We start from the raw sequence: 23,811 nt of genomic DNA on the forward strand, positions 1-23,811 counted from the left end.
GCGAGCGCAGCGAGCGAACAATGAACGCAGCCGAGCGCCATGGGACCGGATCGGTGCTGTCCAGCCGACACCGTCGAGGGGGTGTGGCATGAAACGGATCGGCGGACTGATCGGCGTCCTCGGATTGATCGCGATCTGGTGGCTGCTGGCCGCGCTGGAGGTCGCGGGTGGGACGATCCCGAGTCCGTGGACCGTCCTGCACACCATGTACACCGACGGCTGGGATTTGTACGGCCCCAACTTCCGGATCACCGCGCTCGGTGCGCTGAAGGGGTTCATCTGGGGCAACGCGCTGGCCATCGCGCTGGCGATGCTCATCGTGCTGATCCCGTGGATCGAACCGCTGGCAACCCAGCTCGCCATCCTCAGTTACTGCATCCCGCTGCTCGCGCTCGGGCCGATCATCCTGGTTGTTTTCGGCGGCCGCACCCCGACGGTCTTCCTCGCCGCGATGTACTGCTTCTTCACCACCATGGTCGGCACGGTCACCGGACTGCGCTCGGCCGACGTCACCAGCCTCGACCTGATCCGCGCCTACGGCGGCGGTCGCTGGCAACAGCTCTACCGCGTGCAGGCGATCGCGGCGCTGCCGAATCTGTTCGCGGCGTTGAAGATAGCCGCGCCGTCGGCTGTGCTCGGTGCGATCATCGGCGAGTACCTCGGCGGGGTGGACAGCGGCATCGGTGTCGCACTGACTGCTGCGCAGACCGCATACAACGTGCCACGCACGTGGGGGATGGCGCTGGCGGCAGCCGTACTCGCTGGGCTCGGCTACGTGATTGTCGCGCTGATCGCCCGACTGGTCACCCCATGGACCGCGCAGGAGGCCAGATGACCCACACACCAACGCCGCGTTACTTACTCCCACTGCTTGCCGAGCGAAGTGATGTGGCGGTCGAATGCGGCGCGGGCGACCACCATTCGACTACGCCCGGCGGAACTCCCGCGCATCGGGTAGGGCCGAGCGGCGCGTTCGGAGGAATGCGATGACCGACGAACTCGGGCCGGTGGACAACGTGACTGCCCCCGCACCGCCCACCGTGGAGAGCACGCGACCCCGGCGCGGTGCGGCGGCCGGGACGCTCGCTGTGCTGACCAGGATCGGCCGCTTCCTGTTCCCTCTGGTCACCGCACTCCTGCTGATGCTGGTGATCTGGTACGTCTTCCTGAAGGCCTTCCCTCAGGTCGGCCCGCGAGTAGGCAAAACGCCCAGCGATATCTGGAAGTACCTGTTCAACTCCTCCGGTGCGCACACCGCACGTCAGGCGATCTTCGACGACCTGCAGATCACCCTGCGCGACGCCGCGATCGGATTCGGTGTCGGCATGCTGGCGGCGCTCGTCGTCGCGGCGCTGTTCGTCTCGTTCGCGGTGGTCGAGCAGACGTTCATGCCGGTGGCCATGCTGTTGCGGTCGGTGCCCCTGGTGGCGCTGACCCCGATCATCGTGCTGGTCTTCGGGCGCGGACTGGCCGGTGTGACGGTGCTCGCGGCGATCGTGGTGTTCTTCCCGGCGCTGGTGATGATCATGGCCGGATTGCGCAATGCGCCGCGGCAGGCGATGGATCTGGTTGCCGCCTACGGCGGCTCCCGCTGGACCGGACTGCGCATGGTCGCCGTGCCCGCCGCCCTGCCGTCGGTCTTCGCGGCGGCGCGAATCTCGGTGCCCGGCGCGCTGATCGGCGCATTGCTCGGTGAATGGTTGGGTAGCGGAACGGGATTGGGTGCCAGTCTGATTCGCGCCATCCCGACCTTTCAATACAGCAAGCTGTGGGCTTCGATCGTGATCGTGACCGTCGTCTCAGTGCTGCTGTACGCGATTGTCGGCGTCATCGAAAATCTGGTGCTGGCCCGCTTCGGTCCCGAGGCGGGGCGCCGCTGACCGGTCAGTTTCTCGTAAATCAATGCTCGGAACGCCAAAGTAAAGAAATCGAAACGGAATCCCCCTAGATTCGGCCCATGAACCCCGTACAACGCTCTTCGTTCGGGCCGAACCTGAACCGGCGATCCCTGCTTCGTTACTCCGCGCTGGCCGGCGCCGCATTGGGCGGTGCGAGCCTGCTTGCCGCATGTGGCGATGATTCGAAAGACTCGTCGAGCGGGTCGGTGGCGGACGGATCCAAGTACGGTTCCGTCGCGATCCAGCTGTCCTGGCTCAAGAACATCGAATTCGCGGGCGAATATTTCGCCGACTCCAAGGGCTACTACAAAGAGGCCGGATTCGGTTCGGTGAATCTGATCGCCGGTGGCGCGGCCAGCACCTCGGTCGAGGCGGGCCTGGACACCGGCAAGGTCTGGCTCGGCACCTCGGCCCCGCAGACCACCGCGCCCGCGATCCTGGAGGGCCTACCCGCCAAGATCGTCGCGACCACCTATCAGAAGAACCCGTTCTGCATCGTCAGCTCCGCCGCCAAGCCCATCAAGACCCCGCAGGATATGAAGGGTCGCAAGATCGGCGTCCAGGACACCAATCAGCTGATCTTCAACGCGCTGCTGAACGCCAATGGCATGAAGCCGAGCGATGTGACCATCGTGCCCGCGCAATACGATCCGACTCCGCTGGCCAACGGTGAGGTCGACGGCTGGGTCAGCTATGTGACCAATGAGCCGATCACGCTGACCGCCAAGGGATTCCAGAATACGAATTTCCTCTTCGCCGATTACAACCTGCCGCTGGTAGCCGAGACCCTGACGGTCAAGCAGTCCACCATCGATAAGGAACGCGACAAGCTGAAGGCCTTCCTGATCGCCGAGATCAAGGGCTGGAAGGACGCGGTCGCGAATCCGGCCGAATCGGCGCGACTCGCGGTGGAGGTATACGGCAAGGATCAGAAACTCGATCTGAACGAACAGACCCAGGAGGCGGCCGCGCAAAACGGCCTCGTCGTCTCCGCGGATTCGACCGCCAATGGTTTGCTGACTATGACCGATCAGTTGATCGAGCAGAATATCGCCGCGTTGCGCAATGCCAAGATCGATATCAAGGCCGACCAGCTGTTCGACCTCTCGGTGCTGCGCGAGGTGTACGCGGAGAATCCGGGCCTGAAGTAGCGCTCCTGAAGTAGCGTTAGAGCGCCACCGGGGCGTTGGCCGGGAATTCCTTGAATTGCGGTTCGGCGTCCCGGTTTTCGGCGATCCGCCGCTCGGTTCCGGACCGGGCGACAAGCAGTTCGGCGGCGATCGAAACGGCGACTTCGGCGGCGGTGCGTGCCCCGATGTCGAGACCGGCGGGGGAGTGCAGGCGGGCGAGCGTCGCGTTGTCGAAGCCGCCCGCTTGTAGGTCTTCGATGCGTCTCAAGTGTGCGGACCAGGAGCCGTTTGCGGCGAGGTAACCCAGTTCGGGTAGTCGTAGTGCCACGGTGAGCAGCGGGATTTCGAACGTCGGATCGTGCCCGAGGACGACAATCGCCGTGCTGCTATCGATTTCGCCCGCCGCCGACAGGGTGTTCAGGTACCGGTGCGGCCAGTCGACGACCACCTCGGCACCCGGGAAGGCATCGGGTGTTGCGAAGGTGTCGCGGGAATCGCAGATTGTGACGCGGTAGCCGAGCAGTTTGGCCTGGACGGACAGCGCTGCGGCAAAAGCGTTGGCGCCGAATATGATCAGCCGTGGTGGCGGCGGGAACGAGGCGACGAATACATCGGATTCGGGCAGCGCGACCAGTTCCGTCGCGTGACGCTGCGGGGTGATCAGATGCTGTCCGATCAGATCCGGATCCGGATTCCACACCACGGTGAAGAGGCTGACCCTGCGGTGTGCGGCGATTTCCGCGGCTATGGAGGGGAATTCCGGGAAGTCCCGGCGCGAGAACGGTTCGACGAAAACATCGACCATGCCGCCGGAGTCCAATCCGGGCTCGCCCGGCGGGACGCCGAAGCGGTGCAGTCCGCGTCGACCGCTGCGCGCGGCATCGGCGGCCGCCTCGATCACGGTCATCTCGACGCTCCCGCCGAGGAGCGAACCATAGACCGCGCCATTGGCATCTACCAGGATCGATGTTCCTACCGGCAGCGGTCCGGAACCAACAGTTCGCACGACGGTGGCCAGTCCACCTGTCCGGCCCGAATGCCACACCCGCAGTAGGTCGTCGACGATGTCCCGCATCTGTTCAGCTCCGCTCACGCGTGCGGCGTGGCCGGGAAGTCACGATCATCGCCTGTCGCCAAATCGTCGCACGTGACGCACACCATATCGTTATTACCGGCTAAATATGTGCGCCCGCCGGAATCTCTAACAGCTGCTTGATACACCGAGGTCCAGTGCTTATGAGACATGACAACGGGATGGCCGGGCATGGCATGGAACACAGCTCGTGCCAGGCCGGTGGGTGCCGCGATGGCCGCGGCGACCACCCGGGCGACCACATCGGCCCCGACATCGGGGGTATCCACCGGCATGATCGCGACATACTCGGCGGGGGTGTGCGCGGCGGCTCGCAAACCCGTCCGCAGCGAGGCTCCGAGTCCGGTCGCCCAGTCCGCCGCCCACACATGATCGACACCCTCGGGTAGGTCGACAGCTCCCGGTGCAGGTCCGGTCGCGCCGAGCACCACGATCACCGGATCGCAGCCGCCGTCGCGCAGTGCCGCCACCGCCGACCGCAGCCAGGCGCCGCCCTCGGCCAATGCCTTGGGCATCCCGTAACGCGTGCCGGCGCCGGCGGCCAAGACGATGCCCGCGCAGACCGGTTCGGGTGAGGCAGCCATGAAAAGACGGTAGCCCGGCCGCGTAGCCGATGGGTTACGGAAAAGTGCTCTGACGTCGACAGTAGTAGATCCTCCAGATGGAGCCCGACCATCTCCGGAATCCGTGCCCAGGTCGAATACGGCCGCGCCGACGACACGCCGGAGGTGATCTATCTCGTTCGACTGGCGACCGGGGCGGTCGTATTCGATGCTGGTCCGATGACACCCGACGGGTTGGGCCTCGCGGAATTCAACGCATTGCCCGAAGCGGAGGCGAATGCGGCCTTGCTCGAGTGTTGCGCCGCGCCGGAATGGGCTCGTGCGCTGGTCGCGGGGCGGCCGTACGCGAATATCGATGCCGTATTCGATACGGCCGATGCGATGCTGGCCGAATTGTCCGAGGCGCAGATCGATCGCGCACTCGACGGACATCCGCGCATCGGCGCGCGGCCCGATACCGCGGCATCGGCGCGCGAGCAGGCCGGGGTCGCCGGGGCCGAGGATGTGGTGCGGGCAGGGCTGGCCCAGGGCAATCTGGCTTATGAGGCGAAGTTCGGCCATATCTATCTGGTGTGCGCGTCCGGTAAGTCCGGGGACGAGCTGCTGGAATTGCTCACGGCCCGGCTCGAGAATGATCCGGATACCGAAAGGCGGGTTATGCGAACGGAATTGGCGAAGATCAACCGGATTCGGTTGGCGCGGCTGCTGGTCGAGGATGGCGAATGAGCACGATCGGTACGCATGTGCTCGATGCCGTCGCGGGTGCGCCCGCGGCCGGTATCGCGGTGGCGCTCTATCGGGACACCGAGGTGCTCGGATTCGGAGCCACCGATGACGACGGCCGGATCGCCTCGCTCGGTGCCGCATTGCCACCCGGCACATATCGGCTGGTATTCGATACCGGCGCTTACTTCGCCGAGCGCGGGGTCGAATCGTTCTATCCGGAGGTTGCCATTACGTTCGTCGTCATCGAGGAGCGGCACTATCACGTCCCATTGCTGTTGTCGCCCTTCGCCTTTTCGACCTACCGAGGAAGTTGAGCCATTCATGGAGCTGACCGGGCCGATCGTGCTGACCGACAACCGGTACGGAAAGGCGGAGAACCGCATCGTCCGGATCTACCGGGACCAGCCGCGTCACGAAATCCGCGATGTGAACGTGTCCACGGTGCTGCGCGGCGATTTCGCCGATGCCTATATCGCCGGTGACCAGTCCAAGGTGTTGCCCACCGATACCCAGAAGCAGACCGCCTACGCGTATGCGAAAAAGCCTGGGCTGCAACCGATCGAAGATTATGCGCTGACGCTCGCCGCGCATTTCGTAGACGAAATCGCGCCGGTCGACAGTGCGCGCGTCGAGGTCGAGGAGTATGGCTGGCAGCGGGTCACCGTCGACGGTAGCGAGCACGATCACACCTGGGTGCGGCAGGGTTCGGAGGTGCGGACCGCGTCGGTCACGGTGTCGGGCAAGGACGACCGGCAGCAGGCCTGGGTCATCGGCGGGGTCAAGGATCTGGTGATCCTCAAGTCGACCGGCTCGGAGTTCGCCGACTTCCTCACCGACGATTTCACCGTCCTCGCCCCGACGCACGACCGTATGCTCGCGACCTCCCTCGTCGCGCAGTGGCGTTTCGCCGCCACGACCGGCGTGGACTGGGATGCGGTGTACGCGGGCGTCCGGCAGCGGATGGTCGAGGTCTTCGCGACGCTGCATTCGAAGGCGATGCAGCAGACGCTCTTCGAAATGGGCAAGGCCGCACTCGAGGCCTTTCCGGTGCTCGCCGAAATCCGGCTCGCCGCGCCGAATAAGCATCATTTCGACTACGACCTCGGTCGGTTCGGCATCGAGAACCACGGCGAGGTCTTTCACGCCGACGACCGGCCCTACGGACTCATCCATGCCACTGTGCAGCGGGAAGATGCCCCGGCGGCCGGGCCCGCATGGCTACCGTAGGGCACATGACGACAACGACGGTCATCGACGGGTGCGCCGTGGCGACCGTCGATCCGAACGGCACCGAATACCGCCGCGGGTATGTGACGGTGCATGGCAACCGGATCACCGCGGTCGGTGCGGGTGATGCGCCCGATCTCGGCGCGGATGTGCGTCGCATCGATGGCCGTGGCTGCCTGCTCACGCCTGGACTGGTGAACACCCATCACCATCTCTATCAGTGGGTCACCAGAGGTCTGGCCGCGGATAGCACGCTGTTCGAATGGCTCACCACGCTCTACCCGATCTGGGCGGGCATCGATGAAGACGCGGTTCGCGTCGCCGCGACCGGTGCGCTCGCCGCGCTGGCCCGGACCGGTTGCAGCACGTCCACCGACCATCACTACGTATTCCCGCGCGCGGGTGGCGACCTGCTCGGCGCGGAAATCACCGCCGCCACCGAGGTGGGGTTGCGATTCCATCCGACGCGCGGCTCGATGGATCTCGGGCAGAGTTCGGGTGGGCTGCCGCCTGACGAGGTAGTGGAGTCCCTCGACGCCATCCTCACCGCGAGCGCGGATGCCGTTGCGCGCTGGCATGATCCGTCATTCGACTCGATGCTGCGGATCGCGCTCGCGCCGTGCTCGCCGTTCTCGGTGACCACCGAGTTGCTGCGCGAATCCGCGGTGCTGGCACGCGATCTCGGCGTACGCCTGCATACCCATCTGGCCGAGACGATCGATGAAGCCGAGTTCTGTGCGGATAAATTCGGCTGCACACCCGCCCAGTACATGGAGCGCCTCGGCTGGCTCGGCTCGGATGTCTGGTACGCCCATGGCATCCACCTGGACGACGCCGCCATCGGCACAATGGCGGAAACCGGCACCGGAGTGGCGCATTGCCCGACCTCGAATGCGCGGCTCGGGGCGGGTACGGCGCGCACGGCCGATCTGATCGCGGCGGGTGTGCCGGTAGGACTCGGCGTGGACGGTGCCGCGAGCAATGAATCCAGTTCGATGATCGAGGAGCCGCGCAATGCGCTGCTCTACGCAAGGGCCAAGGGTGGGCCGCGCGCGATCAGCACTCGAAAAGCTCTGGAGCTGGCCACTATCGGTGGTGCGCGGGTGCTGGGGCGGGCGGCCGAAATCGGGTCGATCGAACCGGGCAAACTCGCCGATCTCGCTTTGTGGCGGCTCGATACACCCGCCCACGCGGGCATTGTCGACCCGGTGGCCGCGTTGATTCTCGGCTCGGCCCCGCCGCTGGCGGCGTTGATCATAAACGGGCGCACGGTCGTTCGCGATGGCGAGGTGCGCACTGTCGACGAAGAGAAGATCGGCGGCGAAGTCGCGCGGGCACAGGCGGTGCTCGTCGCGAAGGCAGGCTGAGGTCTGCGGATGGAGGAGCGCTAGAACCTGCGGCAGCGCCCGAGCGACGTCGCGGTGTCTCGGTCCGCGGCCGCCGTCCTCCCCTCGGTGACGGCGGCCGCGGCAGCCGCGGGTCCGGCGCAGAACCCGCAGCGCCAGTTGGTCTTCAGGCAAGGGCGGTGGCGTGTTCGATCTCGTGCTCCGGATCCGATTCCAGCCGCGCTCGCAGCGCGAGCAAGCACATCACCTCGTGCAGCGTGAGACCCAGCTCGGCCGCATGCAATTCGGCGATCTCTTGGTCGAATCGACCGGACGGACCCGACTGATCCATCAGAATCATCTCCGCCACAACCATTCCAGCCAGGGCCTGCGCCCGCGTCAGCCGGCGCTCGGTCGGCAGATACGACAGCAGCCATTTCCCGCGGCCGGCCTCGGGCAGATCGATCCGGAAGGCCGCCTCGTGCGCCACATCGCTGGTGATGAGCCATTCCGTGGTTGTAATCGGCATCGCGCGAAACCCTTTCATCCGCTGCGACTTGTCACATTGTTCAGTTGCTGCCCTCTACGGTGTCAGTTCGCCTCGGCGTGGCGCGATCCCAGTGGCACAGGTGATTTCTTCACTCCGGCCGACGCACTTGACCAGCGGAAATACGGCTGATACCAAGGAATTGATCACAGTCGGCGTTTCGATTCTCCGGTGGCGCGCAGCACCGTCGGCCGGGCGCATCGGATGCGGGGAGGGTGGCGCGATGGATCGAGCAGGTCGCCAGGCCCGCCGACGTCCCGGAGGCAATGTCAGTGCCGAGGATCGCCGACGCCTGCGCGAGCGCCTCGCCGATCTCGGATTGACCGATCAGCAATTGCTGGAACCCCTTGCCGCCGAACTGCGTCAGCGCGGGTACCGACCGCGCGCCGCCTGGCGCTACGCCAACGAATTGACCCAGGGCGTGGTCGCCGAGCGCTACAACGAGCTCACCGACAGCGCCACCGCGGCCATGAAGGCCAGCCGGATCTCCGAATACGAGGCGTGGCCGTTCAGTCGTGACGGTGTCGTTCTCGATGATGAACCGGAGCGTCCGTCCGGTGTACGGCCGACGGTCCGCGTCCTGAAGAATCTCGCCACCATCTACGGCACCACCTGGGACCAACTCGTCGATGTCGCCGACCTGGCGCATATGCCCGAACACGAACGGCTGGAGTACCACGAGGCGGTGGCCCGGCGTGCCGTCGGCCGAGTGCCGGTGCCCGCCGGTGGTGACCTGCCCGCCGAGGTCCCGCACTTCACCGGCCGCGACGGCCCGAAGACCCAATTGCGTGACCGCGTAACCGAACACCTGCGCAGCGGCGCGGTCGCGGTACATGTGATCGTCGGGCTGACCGGCATCGGCAAGACCGCGTTGGCGCGCTACGCCGTCGCTGCCTTCGGCCGGCATTACCCGGACGGCACGATCTGGGTCGACCTGCACGGCTACACCCTCGGCCGCGATCCGCGCGAAACCATCGACGTACTCGAGCAGCTCCTGCTGCAGGTCGGGGTCGCCCGCGAAACCATCGAAATGGACCTGGCCGGGCGGGCGAACCGCTGGCGCACCACGATGAGCGATCGCCGCATGCTCATCGTCTTCGACAATGTCCTGGACACCGCGCAGGTGAAAGACCTACTGCCACAGGCCCCCGGCTGTTTCGTCCTGATCACCAGCCGCAGCAACCTCACCGGCCTGGCCGGTGCCGCACCGCTTCGGTTGGAGGTCATGGGGTGGGAGGAGGCCGAGGAACTGCTCGTCAAACTGGGCAATCTGCGCACCGGCTACGACAAGCGCGCGGTACGCCTGATCCTGGAGACGGCGGGCCGACTTCCATTGGCCATCAGGCTGATCGGCGGCCAGATCGCTCACCACGGCGAGGAGATGCTCGCCGACAGCGCGGCCGAAATCGCCAGTTTGACTGCGCGGATCAAGGAGGCGTCGGTGGATCGTCGCGCGACCGACTCGGCCGCCGAACATCTCTTCGATCAGTTCGCCGCGGAAGACGAGTCGCTGCGTGCCGCCTTCGAGATGTCCTATGAGCGCCTACAAGATCCGAAACATCAACGGGCGGTTCGACTTCTGGGCTGGTTTCCGGGTCCCGAGATCACCGCCGAGGCCATGGCGACGATGGCCTCGGTACCGCTCGGTGACGGAATGATGATGGTGCGCAGGCTATTCGAGGCCGGGTTCCTCGACCCGTCTTCCGGTGGTCGCGGTGGTCACCGCTACCGAATGCACGACCTCACCCGATGGTGTGCCCGTATGCACGCCGAACGCGAGGACTCACCCGCCGAACACGCCGCCGTCATCGATCGCCTCGTCGGCGAAAGCCTCGCCGTCGCACGTCAGGCGAGCATCCACCAGATCTTCGATCCCGCAGGCAGCGAACACCTCTGGAACCCCTCCGATGACGCGATCCGAGCGCGCGAATGGCTGACTCGCGAACGCGAAATGCTGCAGGGCTGTGTACAGGCAGCCGAACCGACAAGAGACGCAGCCGAATTGGCCCGTCGCCTGGCCTCGCACCTGTCCGGCACCGGTCACTGGTCCCTGGCCCATCGCCTCTTCGGCCGCGCTCTCGACATCGCGGGCCGAGTCCATGACCGCCGCGCCGAATCCTGGGCCCTGGTCGGCCGCGGCCGCGTCGACCGCCTCATGGGCCACCATGCGGCGGCGGGGGCGGCGTTCGAGCAGGCCAGGGCCATCGCACTGGAATTGGCGGATCAGAATACCGAGGCTGCCATCCTCTGTGAGCTCGGCCAAACCGCAAGGAGCACCGGCGATCACGCGGAGGCACGGGATTACTTCGGACAGGCGCTGAAAATGGCCAGGTCTATCGCCAATCAGCCGACCGAATGCGACGCCCTACAAGGGCTGGCGCATGTGGCCTGGGTGGCTTCGGACTATCGGACCGGTCGCAGCTACTCGGAGGAGGCGCTCGCCATCGCGGGCGATATCGGCGACCCCATCCGGGTGGCCACCGCGCAATGGGGTCTGGCCGAGGTCATCCGGCGACTTGGCGAACAGGCCGAGGCGAAGCATCTCTACCGCGAGGCTTTGCGCATCGCGCAGCAGATGAACCACCGGAGGTTGGCGGGCGACGCGCTACGGGGGCTCGGTCATATCGAAAGGCTGGTCGGGGAGCAGGAAACGGCCCGCGAGTACTTCGACGACGCAATGGCGATCGCCCAGCGCATCCACGACAGGTACGGCGAGGGGTGGACGCTGTGGGGTCTCGGCAATATCGCGCGCAAGACCGGCGACTACGAGAAGGCTCGCAGCATGTTCCAGCAGGCATACGACATCGCGGTCGAGATCGACGATCGGTTCAGCCAGGTGGATACGCTGCGCGGACTCGGGCATATCGAGCGGCACTTCGGCGAATACCGTGGCGCACAAAGGTATTACGAGGAATCCCAGTTGATCGCCGAACGGATCGGTGATCCGCTTGGGCGCGCCGATGCGCTGCGCGGCCTGGCCACGGTCGCGGTCAAGACCGGGCAGGCCGAGCTGGCCGAACAACTGCTGTCCCAGGCACTCGAACTCTACGCGAGAACCGGTGTGCGGCACGGTGAACAGATCACCTCCGAAATTCGGATGCGCAGCGACTGATCCGCGTCATGCGCAGCGCCTGATCGCAAGCGCGGCGAGTGTGCGGGCGCACGCGGTCATCTCGCTGATCAGCACGTGATGTTCGGTGTCCGGCGTGGTTCCGCGCGGTCCGAACAGACAGCATTCGATGCCCGCCCGGCTGAGGTGGGTGGTGTCGTTGCCGCAATACGAATACGGGAGCGCGAGCCCGGTCTCCTCGACGTGGAAATCCGAGACCAGGGGGAGTAATTCGGCGATGTCGCGTACGACGGCGCACTCGGGGGACATGTCCATCGGCGGCATATCCGTCCCGCTGACCCGGAACTGCGGGTCGACCGGATGTTCCAGGTGGATCGTGGCCATCGGAAACCGCGGGCGGAGGCGGTCGAGTGCGGTGTCGATGGCCGCGTGCACATCCTCGGGCTCATACGGTGGTGGGTAGCGCAGATCTATGAGGGCGGTCGCCTTGTCGGCGCAGTAGGAGATGCCCGAAAGATCATGTCCCTCACCACGTCCCGCCAGCAGGCTCGCGACCTGCATGCGAGGCAGTGGTGGAAAGTCTTGGTTGCGCAGTCCGATGTCGGCTGTGTCGAGCAGGTCGAGAACCTGCCGTAGCACCGCAATGGCGTCGACACCTTCGTCCGGCCTGCTGGTGTGGGCACTGCGGCCGCGAACAACCAAGGCGAACTTGTGGACGCCCGCCGTCCGGGTGATGACTCGACGGACCGAATATGGCTCGGGCACCACGGCCGCCGCCGCTGTGAGCCCGGATCGCAGTGCGTGCTTCGTGCCGACCCCGCCCTGAAGTTCGCCGACCACGAACTCCAAGAGCAAACCCTGTCGGAGCTGGATTCCGCTGCGGTGCACGGCGATTGCCGCGCCGATCATGGCGGCGAGACCGCTTTTCATATTGTGCAGGCCGGCCCCGAACAATTGGTCGCCGATTCGTCGCGCGGTGAACGGATTGTCCGGGTGATCGCGGCCCAGCGGATCCATATCCAGGTGTCCGTTCAGCATGAGCGCTGGTGTTGCATGCAATGGGCCGAGCAGGCCGATCGTCTGGAATCGACCTGGCTGCGCCTCCTGTCCGAAGGTATGAATAGCGTTGTCGGCGAGGGTTTTCTGGACCTGGACCGCCAACGGCGTCTCCTGTCCGGTGAAGGATGCGACGGCGGTCAGCTCGGTGGCGATGGCCACGAGCTCGTCTTCCGGGAGCAGTCGGTCCAGGGCGCCGATCATCTTCTCGATCGAGTCAGTCACACCTTCTGAATCCGAGCAGCAGGACATTTCGATACGCCCGCACGAAAGGGATCCTGCGTCGGATCTCGTCGGTGAAGTGCTGGACACGCTCATCGTCGAAGACGTAGGAGTCCAGCGGCCGTCTCAGCTGGAATGACGCCAGCTCGACCTCCGGTTCGGCGCCGTCGTAAATGGACGAGATACCGGTGTCCTTCGCCAGGTTTCGGCGCTCGATCAAATGTGCCGATCCGGCGATCAGCCCGTCGCGGTGCTTACCCTCCGGCGCCGGCTCACCCGGTGCGGTGATTGCCATGTAGTGGGCGTCGACGAGCACCTCGGGGGTGCGCCGCGCCGACAGGACACCGGCCGCCACCAGCGAGCGGGCGACGACGGCCGCGATCTTTCTGGTCGGCTCGGTCGCCGGATGCCGCGGCTCGATCTGCTCGAACCTGCGTTCGATGCCGCCGGCCAGCGGATTGACGTCGACCGACTGCATATACGGCGGCGGTTCGTCGATGGGAGTGAAATGCATATCGGCTACCGAAAGCCCGTAGCAGCCATAAGCCCGCTGTCGATAGGTCTTGCCGGACGGTAGCCATTTATCCAGTTCGGTCGAATCATGGAACGTGCGCTGCAGCACCGACCGTTCGTCGGCGGACAGCCCGAAATCTGCGGCGGCGAGGCGCCAGAAGGCAGCCCCGTTCGGGGTGCGGGATGCGAAGGAGTCGAGATCGGCGTTGACCTCGGGCACCATGTGCTGGTTAATGGCCGGAACCTTCCGACTGAGGGTGTAGTCAGCAATACGAAAGATGACACGACCACGGCGACCGAAGCGCTGAGCCGCGCGGCTCGAACTTAGTGCCAAGTACCGACATATCAAGCATTGCGGTGATCAATCACACCCGTGTCGTCGGCCCGACACCGGACACGAGCGTCTCGTGGGCGCTCACAGGATCAGCCATTGCTCGATGAGGTCGAGCGTCGCTGCCGAGTGCAGCGGTTCGCCGTCCTCGGCGTCCAGCAGGATCCAGGCGTATGGCGGCCAGGGGTCGCGTATCAGTTGGTAGCCTGCCCGTGTTGCACGCTCCGTGAGCAGGTGTACTCGTACGGATTCTGGATCGTGAGTCACCGAGTACCTTTCGTTGCGGGTTTGTCAGAATTTCTGCCTGTCATCCCGGCGTGAGAATCTGCGTCCTTTCAGCGCGCTGTTCGCCGGAATCTATTGGGCGAATGGAGGTCCCGGCTGAACACGCGCCGGGATACCGCGGTCGTGGGCGTGTCGAGGAGACGAGAGTTGTCCGCGTACCCGGACGAGGACAGCTCTCGTTGGAGCCGTCATATCGTGCCCTGTGAATGTTCCTGGGTTATAAAGAATTCCGCCCAATACTCGTGGCGTATCGCATCCCACAGTGGCGACAGGTCCGGGAATCTTTCACGCAGCCGAGCCAGATCCGGCGCGGTGGTGGGCGAGCCGGCCGAAATAAGTGGAGCGGGTTCAGATTGGTTGTGTACCAATATGACGCGAATGCAATGGTGGTCGATCCGCCATTCCGATACCCAGCCGTCGACCTCTGTGCGGTGCTTGCTCATCCGCACCCCCTAGCGGAGGGGTGGTTGTAGCCGCCGTGGGTGATGTCCGCGCGGGGGATCGGTTGCACCAGCTCGGAGAGCTTGTCCAGGACCTCGCGCAGTGTCTGTATCGTTGGTCCGCTCCAGGTGAGTGGCTCACTGTCCGACGGCGGGAACGCGATTCCCCGCGCGGCGGCACGCTCCCGCGGCGTCGCCGTCTGCGGAACGAGTCGACCCGCATCGATCAGGGTGTAGTAGGCCGCTGCCTTCCACACGCAGCGCGCGACTCGGCAGGCGAGGTGCGCGCGCAGTAGTTCGTGCGCCAGCTCGACATCGGCGCACCCGCACACTTGCGGTGGCGTCACGATCATGTCCTCGCCCCGCGTGCCCTGGCTGTCGCGCCCGTATCGAGTGGTGCCGGTCCGTACACATGACCGCCCACGAATTCGGTAGCCTTCGGCCGGTCTGGTCGGTGTGTATCTCGTTCTGCCGCTCGCTGTTTCGTCATAGCTGTGACATTCGTGGCCGGCGCTTCGGTAGTCCGCGTGCCGGTCGGCGGACACCGAAAAGCCGACCTCGTCGTTGTCGTCCAGGACATGGGTGTGAACCTCACTGGTGTGACGGTCGGTTGAAGCGCGGCACTCGGCAGTCCCGCATCGCCCTCGAGCATCCGTTGGTGGGTCTCGCGAACGATGCGGTTTGCTCCCTGCTATCACCGTGTGCCGCGCAGAGACAACGACATCAGCAACTCTGACCAGGCACAACGGAGACTTGGAAATTCATCGGAGGTTTTTCGTTGTGCCAGCGACGTTTCCGCGAACCGTGGCAAACTGGTTCCGCTCCCCGCTGTCCGACATTCCGTCTAATGAGGGGTAACCAGAGATGGCCGAGGAAGACAGCACCCTTGAGGCCCCGGCGACAGCTGGGGCGCATGTTGCGCCAGCAGCGAAGCGGTGGGGATGACAATGGCGCAGTCAGCGAGGTTGGTGGAGATCGGGACGACCACCTTGCACCGGCTGGAGAAGGGCACGGCCGACAAGATTCGAGTCCGCATCGTTCAACATCTGTGTGAGATCTACGAGCGCGGTGCGGAAGAGATCGCTGCGCTGAAACATCTGGCCGAGCAAGCGGCCGTGGAGAATTGGTACGAGGAGTACAGCGATGTGCTGCCTGGAAACTTCGACAACTACGTCGAGTTGGAAGGTGCAGCGCGGCACATGGTTTCGTACCAGGAGCTTATTCCGGGGCTATTGCAAACAGGCCACTATGCACGGACGATGATTCGCAACTTCTTCCATGATCAGAGCGACAACGATGTCCAACGCGCCATCGAAGTCCGAATGAAACGACAGGCGATCATCAGGCGGAGGGTCGAACCGGTCACGTTGGATGTCGTACTGCACGAATCCGCGTTGCGGCGTGTTGTCGGTAACCCGAAGGTAATGAGTGATCAACTGCGTCATCTGGCCGAAGCCAGCACATGGCCGAACGTGGAGATGCGGATATTGCCCTTCGCCGCCGGGATGCCGATGGGGCTGTTACCCGGCCCGTTCGTGATTATGGATTTCGGAGCCGATAGCAAGGGCAGGCCGGTAGAGCCGACGGTGGTCTACGTCGAAGGCCTGGTCACCGCGAATGTCTACCTTCAGAAACAGGTTGACGTCGAACGCTATTGTGCGGTGTCGGTGGCTTTGCATGATGCCGCGCTGAACCACCCCGTGGAAAGCAGGGCGCCGGTGAGGAAGTTAGCAAAGGAGTCTCAACAGTGGACATGAAGCTTCCCGGTGCTGCGTGGTTCAAGAGTAGCTACAGTCAGGGTGCCTCGGAATGTGTGGAAGTCGCCTGGTTGAGCGAGGGCGGCGTCGGCGTTCGCGACTCCAAGAACCCGACCGGTGCGGCGCTGGTCTTCGCTCCGGCCGAGTGGGATGCCTTTATGGCAGGCGTGCAAGACGGTGAGTTCACTCGGCCGAAGGTGTAGGGCTCCCCGAACCGACCACAGGCGACGGCTTCGGTCTGACGTGTATTGAATTGGGGCCGTTCCCCTTTCAGATTTCACTGAACACCATCGCCGTCGAGCGCTGCTGAGGAAGATAGCAAAGGAGTATCAACAGTGGGCGTGAAACTAACCGGTGCTGCGTGGTTCAAGAGCAGCTACAGCCAGGCTGGCTCGGAATGCCTAGAAGTCGCCTGGTTGAGCGATGGCGGCGTCGGCGGTCGCGACTCGAAGAACCCGGCCGGTGCGGCGCTGGTCTTCGCTCCGGCCGAGTGGGATGCCTTTGTGGCAGGCGTGCAAGACGGTGAGTTCGGTCGGCAGACCACGTAGCGACTCCCTGATCCGATCACGGGCGACGGCTTCGGTCCGAATCGTATTGGACTGGGGCCGTGCCTCTTTCATGTTCCACTGGATCCATCGCCGAAGCACGTTGCGGGAGAGCAAAGGGTATCAACGGCCGACGTGCCGCAGCCGTCGTTGATCCAGCAGGTGCCCGCGGCATGCCAAACTCCTGTCCTCTCCTCCCATCCGTGCGCAATCTCGCGATATCGGATGTGGGATGCCGCCGGGCCAGCGCTGTGCCGTCCGAAAACGTTTCACCGGACGACAGCATCTCTAACGCTGCTGAGGCACACGGGTGCCCCGGCAGGCTGCTGTTGCTATCCGCCGAGGGGGCGACGCGGCGGTGCCGGTGTCCGGCTGGGATCGAGATCGCAACCATTGCCGGTGTTGTTCGCGTTCGCGGCGTCTGCGGGCTTCGCGTTCGCGTTCGTTGCGGGTGTGGATGCGTGTCAGCACGGCGGCGAGCAGTTCGTTGGCGTGATGGCGATGGTTGATCGTCGGGGTGCCGGTGGGGTCGATGTGCTCCGGCGCGATCCAGGCGGTGCGGCCCGGAAACGCCGAATCCCTGCCCTCGGCAACGGTTTTCCAGCCGCCGGGGCCATCGTGAACGAGTGCATGACACGCGTCGCAGGCCAGCACCAGATTACCGATGTCGGTACGTCCACCCTTGCCGTAGTCCAGGATGTGGTGGACCGCGCAGAGGCTGGCCGGTGCGTCGCAGCCCGGGCGTGAGCAGCCACGCAGGGCAGCGATCAGCGCCAGTCGTTGCGACCTCGACCCGAGTCGTTTCATCCGGCCGAGATGCAGCGGCAGCCCCGCATGATCGAATACCGCCAGATACGGTTGCGACCGCTCGGCCAGCGCGAGCGCGTCCCGGATCGGCACCACTCCACCGGTGGCGGTGGTCGCTACACCTGACATCTGTTCCAGGTCATCGAGTTTCATCGTCAGGATCGTCGTTACCGGCAGGCCACGGTGGCGGCCCAGGTCCTCGGCAATGAGCCCGGACCGCAGCACGGCGGTGAGCGCATCGTGGTTGCGCTGCGCGGCGCTGCGGTGATCGCGCCGCGCCGCATCGGCCAGCGCGGTGGGATCCACGGCATCGATGTCGAACGCGGGGCTGTCGGGGTCCTCGGGATTGCATACGCCGGGGCGGGCGTACTTGGCCAACACCGGATCCAGCAATGCGCGCAGCACCGGATCGATCTCCCCGCGGATCGGTGACATCCCGTCCGGGCGTTGCCGACCCACCGTGATTCCGCGCATGCGAGCCCGATCGTGGTTATCGGTGAGTCGACCGTCGGGGTCCAGATGGGCCAGGATTCGGTCGCCGATCTTGCCGATATCGTCCGGCGACCCCGACCGGGCGAACTCGGCCAGGATCTGCTCGGCCGCCTCCCGATCTTCCGCGGACGCCCCGCGTGGCACGCGGTTCATCACATGAGCGATACCGCGCACGTGGTCGGCGGAAATCTCACCGCACGCCAAAGCGCCTGCGGTGCAGGGCAACTGCGGCTGCAACTGTTCTCCGCCCATATCGCGGGAAGCGCCGACCCACTGTGCCGCATGCACCCGACTTCCGGCATCGGCGCTCGACAACCGCAGTGTCTGCATCAGGAACCGCTTCAGTGTCTTCGACCCGGTGTGCGCGGGGATCGAGCGTTCATCGGCCTCGACCAGCAGCCGGTGCTGCAGCGCGGTGAGCTTGCGGGCGCATCGCTCCACATCCCGCATCAGATCGAGCACATCATTGTCCGCCAACCCGGCCAACGGTCGCTCGAGCAGTTCGGAGACCGCAGCGAGCAGCGGGTCGACTGCCCGCGCCTCGGGTTCCTCGCTGTTCGAAAGCATGTTCGAATTCTATCGCGAAAAGATCGCCAGGAACACCCCTGGAAACCGTTGTGACGACAGGTTTTAGCTGTCACTTGCAGGTTTTATCTGTCACCAGCCGGTTCCATCCCGGAGGCTGGCCGGTTGGACGAGGTTCTTGGTTTCGTGCGTAGTCGTTGGTCGCGGTTCACATGCCGGGCGACCATGGGCACTGTGCCCTGGCGAATAAAGCGGCGGTGGTTGATGCCAGTCCGGCTCCCGGATGCGCAGCGTGTACCCAGCAGCCGCGAAAGCGAGGACCGTATGCTTCCTCATCGGCTGACCAAAGGATGTCGATCCTGTAATCAATGACAACTATCGCCTGAAATCCCGACCGGTCCGCCCGGACTAGAACCTGTCGTCACACCAATTCGCATGGCCCCGATTCGCGCTGCCGGACTGGCAGGGACGGCTGCTACTATCACTCGCGGCAGCACGAATCACAGTACTGCACTGGCATTTTCGGGGTTTCATGTTCGCTTCATACGTGGTCCTGCTCGCGATCAGCGGCATCGTGCTGGTCACGCTTGCCCTTATCGCCCACGAGCTGCCGATGCGCCACCGCGTATTCAACGGATTGGCCGGCGCGGTGTTCTTCGGCTACGCCGGATACCTCGCGTTCGGGCTCCACGGCGGAACGTACCGAATGTTCTGGGCTGCGTTCATCCTGCCCGTCTTCATGCTCGTGAATTTCGTCCGAACGATCGACCTGAGCGACGTTGAGGGACCGCAGCGCGTCCGGCGTATGCCCCCACCAGAACTGCAACCCCAACGCACGCAAGCGACCAGGGAGCGACATGCCGCCCGTCGCGAAGCCGAGCGGGCCGCGATACGAGCGAGGCATACCGGCAGCCCCGAGTGAACGCACGACGTTCCTTCCGCCAGCGCTTTCGGGTCTTGCTCGCTTAATAGCTGAGGCCGTCAGTATTACAGCCAGTACCACGCTGGAGACTGCTATCACGCCAGGCTCTCAACTCCTGTATCGCGGCCTTGATTCGCTCCAGGCACGGACTGAACTCGCCCCTGGTGATGTAGGCGTACACCCTGTCCGCATGACCCTCGCACGGCGTTCGCCAAGGCGAATCGCTTCCGGCTCACCTGTTGTCGCAACTCGGCGGTGGTCCGCCATGTCCGATTGGCAGTCCTGCGCGCACTGAGCCGCGCTCGACGGTCCGGCAGGTTGTCACGGATCAAGGTAAATGGCCTGATCAGACAGTATTGCTGAATACTGGAACAGAGATGTCTCGGACTGCGCGGTTCAGCGGGCGTCGGTGCTCGATTCGGCGAGTAACGACCGCGCAACCTGCGGCGGTTGTCGCGCAACATCGCGGCAACCCACGGCTTCTACTGTGGCGGCAGCGGTAGTGGAGCGAGGTGTGGCGTGGATCTGGACACGATTCGGGATGTGATTGTGGCGCGGGAGCGGGCTGACCTGGCTGTTGTGGGCGGGAGTTGTGGGGTGCTCGCCGGGGGGACGTTCTTGTTCTCCGAGCCGCAGGAGGAATTGGATCGGCTCGTCGATATCAGCGCGCTCGGGTGGCCTGCGTTGACCGAGACGCGCGAGGGGCTGGAGATCGCGGCCACCTGCACGTTGGCGGAGTTGTCGGGGGCCGGGGCAGGGCGGGAGTTGGGGGTGGAAGAGATGCGGGCGGACTGGCCGGGAACGGCGTTGTTCGCGCAGTCGTGTCGGGCGTTGCTGGCATCGCACAAGATATGGCGGACGGCGACGGTGGGCGGGAATGTGTGCCTGTCGTTGCCCGCCGGGGCGGTACTGGGGGCGTTGGTGGCGTTGGACGCCGACGCGCTGGTGTGGTCACCGGATGGTTCCGATCGGCGGATTCCCTTGCGGGAGTTCGTGCTCGGGCCGGGACGTAATGTCCTCACCTCGGGCGAAGTGTTGCGATCGATTGACGTTCCGATTCGAAGTCTGCACGCGCGCACTGCGTTTCGGAAGATCGCGCTTGCTCCGCTCGGCCGTTCCGGTGCGGTTGTGATGGGCCGCCGCGAGGTGGACGGCCGCTGCGCGCTGACCATAACCGCGGCGACCACCCGGCCGATAGTGCTGGATTTCGATGGGACGCCCGGCGCTGCCGAGGTCCGGGGTGCGGTAGCGGCCATCGACCCGACGCTCTGGTTCGACGATCCGCACGGAGCGCCGGACTGGCGTCGCCATGTCGCCGGGGTGCTTGCCGGTGCGGTTGCGGCCGAGCTGCGCACCGAAGTCGGTGATGAGCAATGAGATTCGAGGTCGACGGTCAGTCGGTAGAGGCCGAACCGCGTCCGGGCCAATGCCTGCGAACCTTACTGCGCGAAAACGGCCATTTCGCGGTGAAGAAAGGTTGCGATGCGGGCGATTGCGGTGCGTGCACCGTGCAACTCGACGGAATCCCCGTGCACTCGTGCATCATTCCCGCCTACCGTGTTGCCGACCGCACCATAACCACCGCCTCCGGCCTCGGCACTCCCGAAGAACCGCACCCGGTCCAGCAACGTTTCGTCGACTCCGGCGCTTTCCAGTGCGGCTTCTGCACCGCGGGCATGGTGGTCACCGCCGCAGGGCTCGGCTGCGGTGGCCCGAACGCCCCGGATCCCGATGCGCTACCGGAGCTCATGAAGGGAAACCTCTGCCGCTGCACCGGATATCGTACGATCTCCGATGCGCTGGGTACGCCTCCTGACACGGGCGGCGGTCATACGACTGGTTGCCTGAGCATGGGGACTAGCGCTCCGGGCATTGGTGCGACTGTTGGGCCTGACCAGGCGAAGGACCCTGTCCACAGTTCTGAAGGTGGCACAGGGATCAACGCCGCAGCGGAGATCCGTCCGGGCCATTCCGCCTATGGACACGCGGGCACCGAGGTCGGTGCGCCCGCCGGACCGCGAGTCGTCACCGGCACCGAGCCGTTCACCTTCGATGTCCGCCCGCGGGATGCGGCCACTGATGTGGATGCCGCAACAGCGCCGCCGACGAGCCCGCTGCATATCGCCGTCTTACCGAGCCCACACCCGCACGCGCGCATCGTATCCATCGACACTTCCACCGCCGAGAACCTGCCAGGCGTGCATGCGGTGCTCACGTACGCCGACGCTCCTGATATCGCCTTTTCCACAGCGCGCCACGAACTTCGAGTCGACGACCCCGATGACACCTACGTGCTGGATCGCACGGTGCGATTCGTCGGACAGCGGGTCGCCGCCGTAGTGGCGGAGAGCCTGGATATCGCTCGCGCAGGTTGCCGAGCGATACAGGTCGAGTACGAAATCCTGCCCGCGGTATTCGATCCGGCCGAGGCATTGCTGCCGGAAGCGCCGAAACTGCATGGTGATAAGCCGGATTCGGCTCGCATCGCCGATCCCGAACGCAACCTGATCGCCGAGATCGAGGGCGAGGTAGGCGACGTTCAGGCGGGCCTCGCCGCGGCGGCGCAGGTGGTCAGTGGTGTCTGGCATTCGCCGCGCGGCCAGCACGTTCATCTGGAAACCCACGGCGGTATCGGCTGGTTGGACGCCGATGGCAGGCTGGTCGTCCGCTGCAGCACGCAGGTCCCGTTCCTGGTGCGCGACGAACTGTGCCAGATATTCGGGCTACCGCGTGACCGGGTGCGGGTATTCGCCAAGCGCGTCGGCGGCGGATTCGGCGCCAAACAGGAAATGCTGGCCGAAGATCTGATAGCACTGGCGGTGCTGCGAACCCGTCGACCCGTGCAATACGAATTCACCCGCTCCGACGAATTCACCAGCGCCACTTGCCGTCATCCGATGCGAGTCGCGGTCACCGCGGGCGCGAATGCCGACGGCATACTGACCGCACTGTCGATCGACGTGCTCGCCGATGCCGGGGCCTACGGCAATCACAGTGTGGGCGTGCTGTTCCACGGCGTCGGCGAATCCATCGAGGTCTACCGCTGCGCCGATAAGCGCGTCGAGGCCAAGACCGTCTACACCAACAACGTCCCCTCGGGGGCATTCCGCGGCTACGGTCTCGGACAGATCATCTTCGGCGTCGAGTCGGCATTGGATGAACTGGCGCGCGCACTCGATATCGACCCATTCGAACTCCGCCGCCGCAATGTCATCGTCCCCGGCGACGCATTCGTCGGCGCGGAGGTCAGCGACAGCGATCTGGACTTCGGCAGCTACGGCCTCGATCAATGTCTCGACCTTGCCGAACGAGCCTTATTGCGCGGCAACGGGATTCGCCCCCCAGGTCCGGACTGGCGGGTGGGCACCGGTATGGCGCTGGCCATGATCGCGACCATCCCGCCGCGCGGCCACCGCTCCGAGGCGACTGTCACCCTGCTGCCCGGCGGACGCTACGAACTCCGTGTCGGCACAGTCGAATTCGGCAATGGCACCACAACAGTGCACGCCCAACTCGCGGCAACGGCACTGAACACCGACGTGCGCCGCATCGTGATCCGCCAGTCGGACACCGACGTCGTCGGCTACGACACCGGCGCCTTCGGATCCACCGGCATCACCGTCGCCGGCAAGGCCTCCTACGCCGCGGCCGTGGCGCTGCGTGAGCACATCCTGGTCCGGGCCGCCAAACTGACCGGTCGTGCCGAAGCGGAATGCGTCCTGGTGGCCGATGGCGTCCGCTGCGGCGATCGGCTGATCGACGCCACCGAACTCCTGGCCGACGGCGAGTTGTCCGGACACGGCGAACACGCGGGCAGCCCGCGCTCGGTGAGCTTCAATGTGCAGGCATTCCGGGTCGCCGTGCAGCCCGACACCGGGTTGGTGCGCATCCTGCAATCGGTCCAAGCCGCCGACGCGGGCACGGTGCTCAACCCGATGCAGTGCCGCGGTCAGGTGGTCGGCGGTGTCGCGCAGGCCATCGGCACCGCGCTCTACGAGGACATGCGCTCCGCGCAAGGCGAGGTAACCACGCGGACGCTGCGGCACTATCACATCCCGCAGTTCGCCGATCTGCCGCACACCGAGGTCTACTTCGCCGAAACCGCCGATGACCTGGGCCCACTGGGCGCCAAGTCGATGAGCGAATCCCCGTACAACCCGGTTGCCCCCGCCCTGGCGAACGCCATCCGCGATGCTGTCGGGGTACGACAGACCGGTTTGCCGATGACAGCGGACCGGATCTGGCGCGCCCTTCAGGAAGGAGACCATGGGTGAGTACCCAGCGCCGTGAGCGTCTGGCCCGGAGGAGGCAGCGTGCGTGACCACGCAGGGAGGGGA

General features: G+C 65.2%; 23 protein-coding genes. 14 read left to right on the forward strand and 9 right to left on the reverse strand.

Annotated elements, in window-relative coordinates; genetic code table 11:
- Positions 1–88: 88 nt before the first annotated feature.
- From ACQPXH_RS04370 to ACQPXH_RS04380, 3 genes are all read left to right on the forward strand, one after another.
- Complete coding sequence (locus tag ACQPXH_RS04370) at positions 89–835, forward strand: ABC transporter permease (protein ID WP_433601060.1); 747 nt, start codon at positions 89–91, stop codon at positions 833–835.
- Between the two features lie 307 nt (positions 836–1,142).
- Positions 1,143–1,880, forward strand: coding sequence for an ABC transporter permease (locus ACQPXH_RS04375; protein WP_433603299.1), 738 nt, complete (start codon positions 1,143–1,145; stop codon positions 1,878–1,880).
- 77 nt (positions 1,881–1,957) lie between these two features.
- A complete protein-coding gene (locus tag ACQPXH_RS04380) occupies positions 1,958–3,049 on the forward strand; it encodes an ABC transporter substrate-binding protein (protein ID WP_433601061.1) in 1,092 nt (363 codons plus the stop codon).
- A gap of 16 nt (positions 3,050–3,065) precedes the next feature.
- Here ACQPXH_RS04380 and ACQPXH_RS04385 read toward each other — a convergent pair whose 3' ends face one another.
- Positions 3,066–4,103 (reverse strand): XdhC family protein, encoded by a 1,038-nt coding sequence (locus ACQPXH_RS04385; RefSeq protein WP_433601062.1) that lies wholly within the window; start codon positions 4,101–4,103, stop codon positions 3,066–3,068.
- A gap of 14 nt (positions 4,104–4,117) precedes the next feature.
- Positions 4,118–4,705, reverse strand: a complete 588-nt coding sequence (locus ACQPXH_RS04390) for a nucleotidyltransferase family protein (RefSeq protein WP_433601063.1) — start codon at positions 4,703–4,705, stop codon at positions 4,118–4,120.
- Between the two features lie 198 nt (positions 4,706–4,903).
- Between ACQPXH_RS04390 and uraD the strand changes: the two genes are divergently transcribed.
- From uraD to ACQPXH_RS04410, 4 genes are read left to right on the forward strand one after another with little or no spacing between them, the layout of a single operon-like run.
- On the forward strand, positions 4,904–5,410 hold the full coding sequence (gene uraD, locus ACQPXH_RS04395) for a 2-oxo-4-hydroxy-4-carboxy-5-ureidoimidazoline decarboxylase (protein WP_433601064.1): 507 nt from the start codon (positions 4,904–4,906) through the stop codon (positions 5,408–5,410).
- Complete coding sequence (uraH, locus tag ACQPXH_RS04400) at positions 5,407–5,724, forward strand: hydroxyisourate hydrolase (RefSeq protein WP_433601065.1); 318 nt, start codon at positions 5,407–5,409, stop codon at positions 5,722–5,724. The genes uraD and uraH overlap by 4 nt, the downstream gene beginning before the upstream one ends.
- Before the next feature lie 7 nt (positions 5,725–5,731).
- A complete protein-coding gene (gene pucL, locus ACQPXH_RS04405) occupies positions 5,732–6,637 on the forward strand; it encodes a factor-independent urate hydroxylase (protein ID WP_433601066.1) in 906 nt (301 codons plus the stop codon).
- 5 nt (positions 6,638–6,642) lie between these two features.
- Entirely contained in the window at positions 6,643–8,004 is a 1,362-nt protein-coding gene (locus ACQPXH_RS04410; RefSeq protein WP_433601067.1) for an 8-oxoguanine deaminase, read from the forward strand.
- Between the two features lie 145 nt (positions 8,005–8,149).
- Here the strand turns inward: ACQPXH_RS04410 and ACQPXH_RS04415 are convergent, their stop codons facing one another.
- Positions 8,150–8,491 carry a hypothetical protein gene (locus ACQPXH_RS04415; RefSeq protein ID WP_433601068.1) on the reverse strand — a complete coding sequence of 114 codons (342 nt, stop codon included), beginning with the start codon at positions 8,489–8,491 and terminating at the stop codon, positions 8,150–8,152.
- A gap of 241 nt (positions 8,492–8,732) precedes the next feature.
- Here ACQPXH_RS04415 and ACQPXH_RS04420 point away from each other — a divergent pair, with 241 nt between their 5' ends.
- Positions 8,733–11,621 (forward strand): tetratricopeptide repeat protein, encoded by a 2,889-nt coding sequence (locus tag ACQPXH_RS04420; protein WP_433601069.1) that lies wholly within the window; start codon positions 8,733–8,735, stop codon positions 11,619–11,621.
- Positions 11,622–11,627: 6 nt separating this feature from the next.
- Here ACQPXH_RS04420 and ACQPXH_RS04425 read toward each other — a convergent pair whose 3' ends face one another.
- From ACQPXH_RS04425 to ACQPXH_RS04445, 5 genes are all read right to left on the reverse strand, one after another.
- A complete protein-coding gene (locus ACQPXH_RS04425) occupies positions 11,628–12,860 on the reverse strand; it encodes a M20 family metallopeptidase (protein WP_433601070.1) in 1,233 nt (410 codons plus the stop codon).
- Positions 12,853–13,719 carry a 2OG-Fe dioxygenase family protein gene (locus tag ACQPXH_RS04430; RefSeq protein ID WP_433601071.1) on the reverse strand — a complete coding sequence of 289 codons (867 nt, stop codon included), beginning with the start codon at positions 13,717–13,719 and terminating at the stop codon, positions 12,853–12,855. Before ACQPXH_RS04430 ends, ACQPXH_RS04425 begins: the two co-directional genes overlap by 8 nt.
- 66 nt (positions 13,720–13,785) lie before the next feature.
- Positions 13,786–13,968 carry a hypothetical protein gene (locus tag ACQPXH_RS04435; protein ID WP_433601072.1) on the reverse strand — a complete coding sequence of 61 codons (183 nt, stop codon included), beginning with the start codon at positions 13,966–13,968 and terminating at the stop codon, positions 13,786–13,788.
- A gap of 206 nt (positions 13,969–14,174) precedes the next feature.
- Positions 14,175–14,429, reverse strand: coding sequence for a hypothetical protein (locus tag ACQPXH_RS04440; RefSeq protein ID WP_433601073.1), 255 nt, complete (start codon positions 14,427–14,429; stop codon positions 14,175–14,177).
- Complete coding sequence (locus ACQPXH_RS04445; protein ID WP_433601074.1) at positions 14,426–14,773, reverse strand: hypothetical protein; 348 nt, start codon at positions 14,771–14,773, stop codon at positions 14,426–14,428. The genes ACQPXH_RS04440 and ACQPXH_RS04445 overlap by 4 nt, the downstream gene beginning before the upstream one ends.
- 594 nt (positions 14,774–15,367) lie before the next feature.
- On the opposite strand from ACQPXH_RS04445, the gene ACQPXH_RS04450 reads away from it, so the two are divergent.
- From ACQPXH_RS04450 to ACQPXH_RS04460, 3 genes are all read left to right on the forward strand, one after another.
- Positions 15,368–16,183, forward strand: coding sequence for a helix-turn-helix domain-containing protein (locus ACQPXH_RS04450; protein ID WP_433601075.1), 816 nt, complete (start codon positions 15,368–15,370; stop codon positions 16,181–16,183).
- The gene (locus tag ACQPXH_RS04455; RefSeq protein WP_433603300.1) at positions 16,180–16,386 is read left to right on the forward strand and encodes a DUF397 domain-containing protein; all 207 of its coding nucleotides are present in this window, start codon (positions 16,180–16,182) and stop codon (positions 16,384–16,386) included. The genes ACQPXH_RS04450 and ACQPXH_RS04455 overlap by 4 nt, the downstream gene beginning before the upstream one ends.
- 132 nt (positions 16,387–16,518) lie before the next feature.
- The gene (locus ACQPXH_RS04460; RefSeq protein ID WP_433601076.1) at positions 16,519–16,731 is read left to right on the forward strand and encodes a DUF397 domain-containing protein; all 213 of its coding nucleotides are present in this window, start codon (positions 16,519–16,521) and stop codon (positions 16,729–16,731) included.
- Positions 16,732–17,016: 285 nt separating this feature from the next.
- Here the strand turns inward: ACQPXH_RS04460 and ACQPXH_RS04465 are convergent, their stop codons facing one another.
- Positions 17,017–18,594: a DUF222 domain-containing protein gene (locus ACQPXH_RS04465; protein WP_433601077.1), complete on the reverse strand. Its 1,578-nt coding sequence runs from the start codon at positions 18,592–18,594 to the stop codon at positions 17,017–17,019.
- A 490-nt stretch (positions 18,595–19,084) separates the two neighbouring features.
- Here ACQPXH_RS04465 and ACQPXH_RS04470 point away from each other — a divergent pair, with 490 nt between their 5' ends.
- The 3 genes from ACQPXH_RS04470 to ACQPXH_RS04480 all read left to right on the forward strand — a co-directional run bounded on the left by ACQPXH_RS04470 (position 19,085) and on the right by ACQPXH_RS04480 (position 23,748).
- Complete coding sequence (locus tag ACQPXH_RS04470; protein ID WP_433601078.1) at positions 19,085–19,474, forward strand: hypothetical protein; 390 nt, start codon at positions 19,085–19,087, stop codon at positions 19,472–19,474.
- A 519-nt stretch (positions 19,475–19,993) separates the two neighbouring features.
- Positions 19,994–20,851: an FAD binding domain-containing protein gene (locus ACQPXH_RS04475; RefSeq protein ID WP_433601079.1), complete on the forward strand. Its 858-nt coding sequence runs from the start codon at positions 19,994–19,996 to the stop codon at positions 20,849–20,851.
- Positions 20,848–23,748: a molybdopterin-dependent oxidoreductase gene (locus tag ACQPXH_RS04480; RefSeq protein ID WP_433601080.1), complete on the forward strand. Its 2,901-nt coding sequence runs from the start codon at positions 20,848–20,850 to the stop codon at positions 23,746–23,748. Before ACQPXH_RS04475 ends, ACQPXH_RS04480 begins: the two co-directional genes overlap by 4 nt.
- The last annotated feature ends 63 nt before the right edge of the window (positions 23,749–23,811 follow it).

Origin of the sequence: Nocardia sp. CA-135953 (assembly GCF_050955735.1) — a bacterium.
Lineage (GTDB): Bacteria > Actinomycetota > Actinomycetes > Mycobacteriales > Mycobacteriaceae > Nocardia.

Bases quoted from the DNA above. Each gene is read 5' to 3' on its own strand.
- ACQPXH_RS04370 (WP_433601060.1), top strand. From the start codon at position 89: ATGAAACGGATCGGCGGACTGATCGGCGTCCTCGGATTGATCGCGATC.
- ACQPXH_RS04375 (WP_433603299.1), top strand. From the start codon at position 1,143: ATGCTGGTGATCTGGTACGTCTTCCTGAAGGCCTTCCCTCAGGTCGGC.
- ACQPXH_RS04380 (WP_433601061.1), top strand. From the start codon at position 1,958: ATGAACCCCGTACAACGCTCTTCGTTCGGGCCGAACCTGAACCGGCGA.
- ACQPXH_RS04385 (WP_433601062.1), bottom strand. From the start codon at position 4,103: ATGCGGGACATCGTCGACGACCTACTGCGGGTGTGGCATTCGGGCCGG.
- ACQPXH_RS04390 (WP_433601063.1), bottom strand. From the start codon at position 4,705: ATGGCTGCCTCACCCGAACCGGTCTGCGCGGGCATCGTCTTGGCCGCC.
- uraD (WP_433601064.1), top strand. From the start codon at position 4,904: ATGACACCCGACGGGTTGGGCCTCGCGGAATTCAACGCATTGCCCGAA.
- uraH (WP_433601065.1), top strand. From the start codon at position 5,407: ATGAGCACGATCGGTACGCATGTGCTCGATGCCGTCGCGGGTGCGCCC.
- pucL (WP_433601066.1), top strand. From the start codon at position 5,732: ATGGAGCTGACCGGGCCGATCGTGCTGACCGACAACCGGTACGGAAAG.
- ACQPXH_RS04410 (WP_433601067.1), top strand. From the start codon at position 6,643: ATGACGACAACGACGGTCATCGACGGGTGCGCCGTGGCGACCGTCGAT.
- ACQPXH_RS04415 (WP_433601068.1), bottom strand. From the start codon at position 8,491: ATGCCGATTACAACCACGGAATGGCTCATCACCAGCGATGTGGCGCAC.
- ACQPXH_RS04420 (WP_433601069.1), top strand. From the start codon at position 8,733: ATGGATCGAGCAGGTCGCCAGGCCCGCCGACGTCCCGGAGGCAATGTC.
- ACQPXH_RS04440 (WP_433601073.1), bottom strand. From the start codon at position 14,429: ATGAGCAAGCACCGCACAGAGGTCGACGGCTGGGTATCGGAATGGCGG.
- ACQPXH_RS04450 (WP_433601075.1), top strand. From the start codon at position 15,368: ATGACAATGGCGCAGTCAGCGAGGTTGGTGGAGATCGGGACGACCACC.
- ACQPXH_RS04455 (WP_433603300.1), top strand. From the start codon at position 16,180: ATGAAGCTTCCCGGTGCTGCGTGGTTCAAGAGTAGCTACAGTCAGGGT.
- ACQPXH_RS04465 (WP_433601077.1), bottom strand. From the start codon at position 18,594: ATGCTTTCGAACAGCGAGGAACCCGAGGCGCGGGCAGTCGACCCGCTG.
- ACQPXH_RS04470 (WP_433601078.1), top strand. From the start codon at position 19,085: ATGTTCGCTTCATACGTGGTCCTGCTCGCGATCAGCGGCATCGTGCTG.
- ACQPXH_RS04480 (WP_433601080.1), top strand. From the start codon at position 20,848: ATGAGATTCGAGGTCGACGGTCAGTCGGTAGAGGCCGAACCGCGTCCG.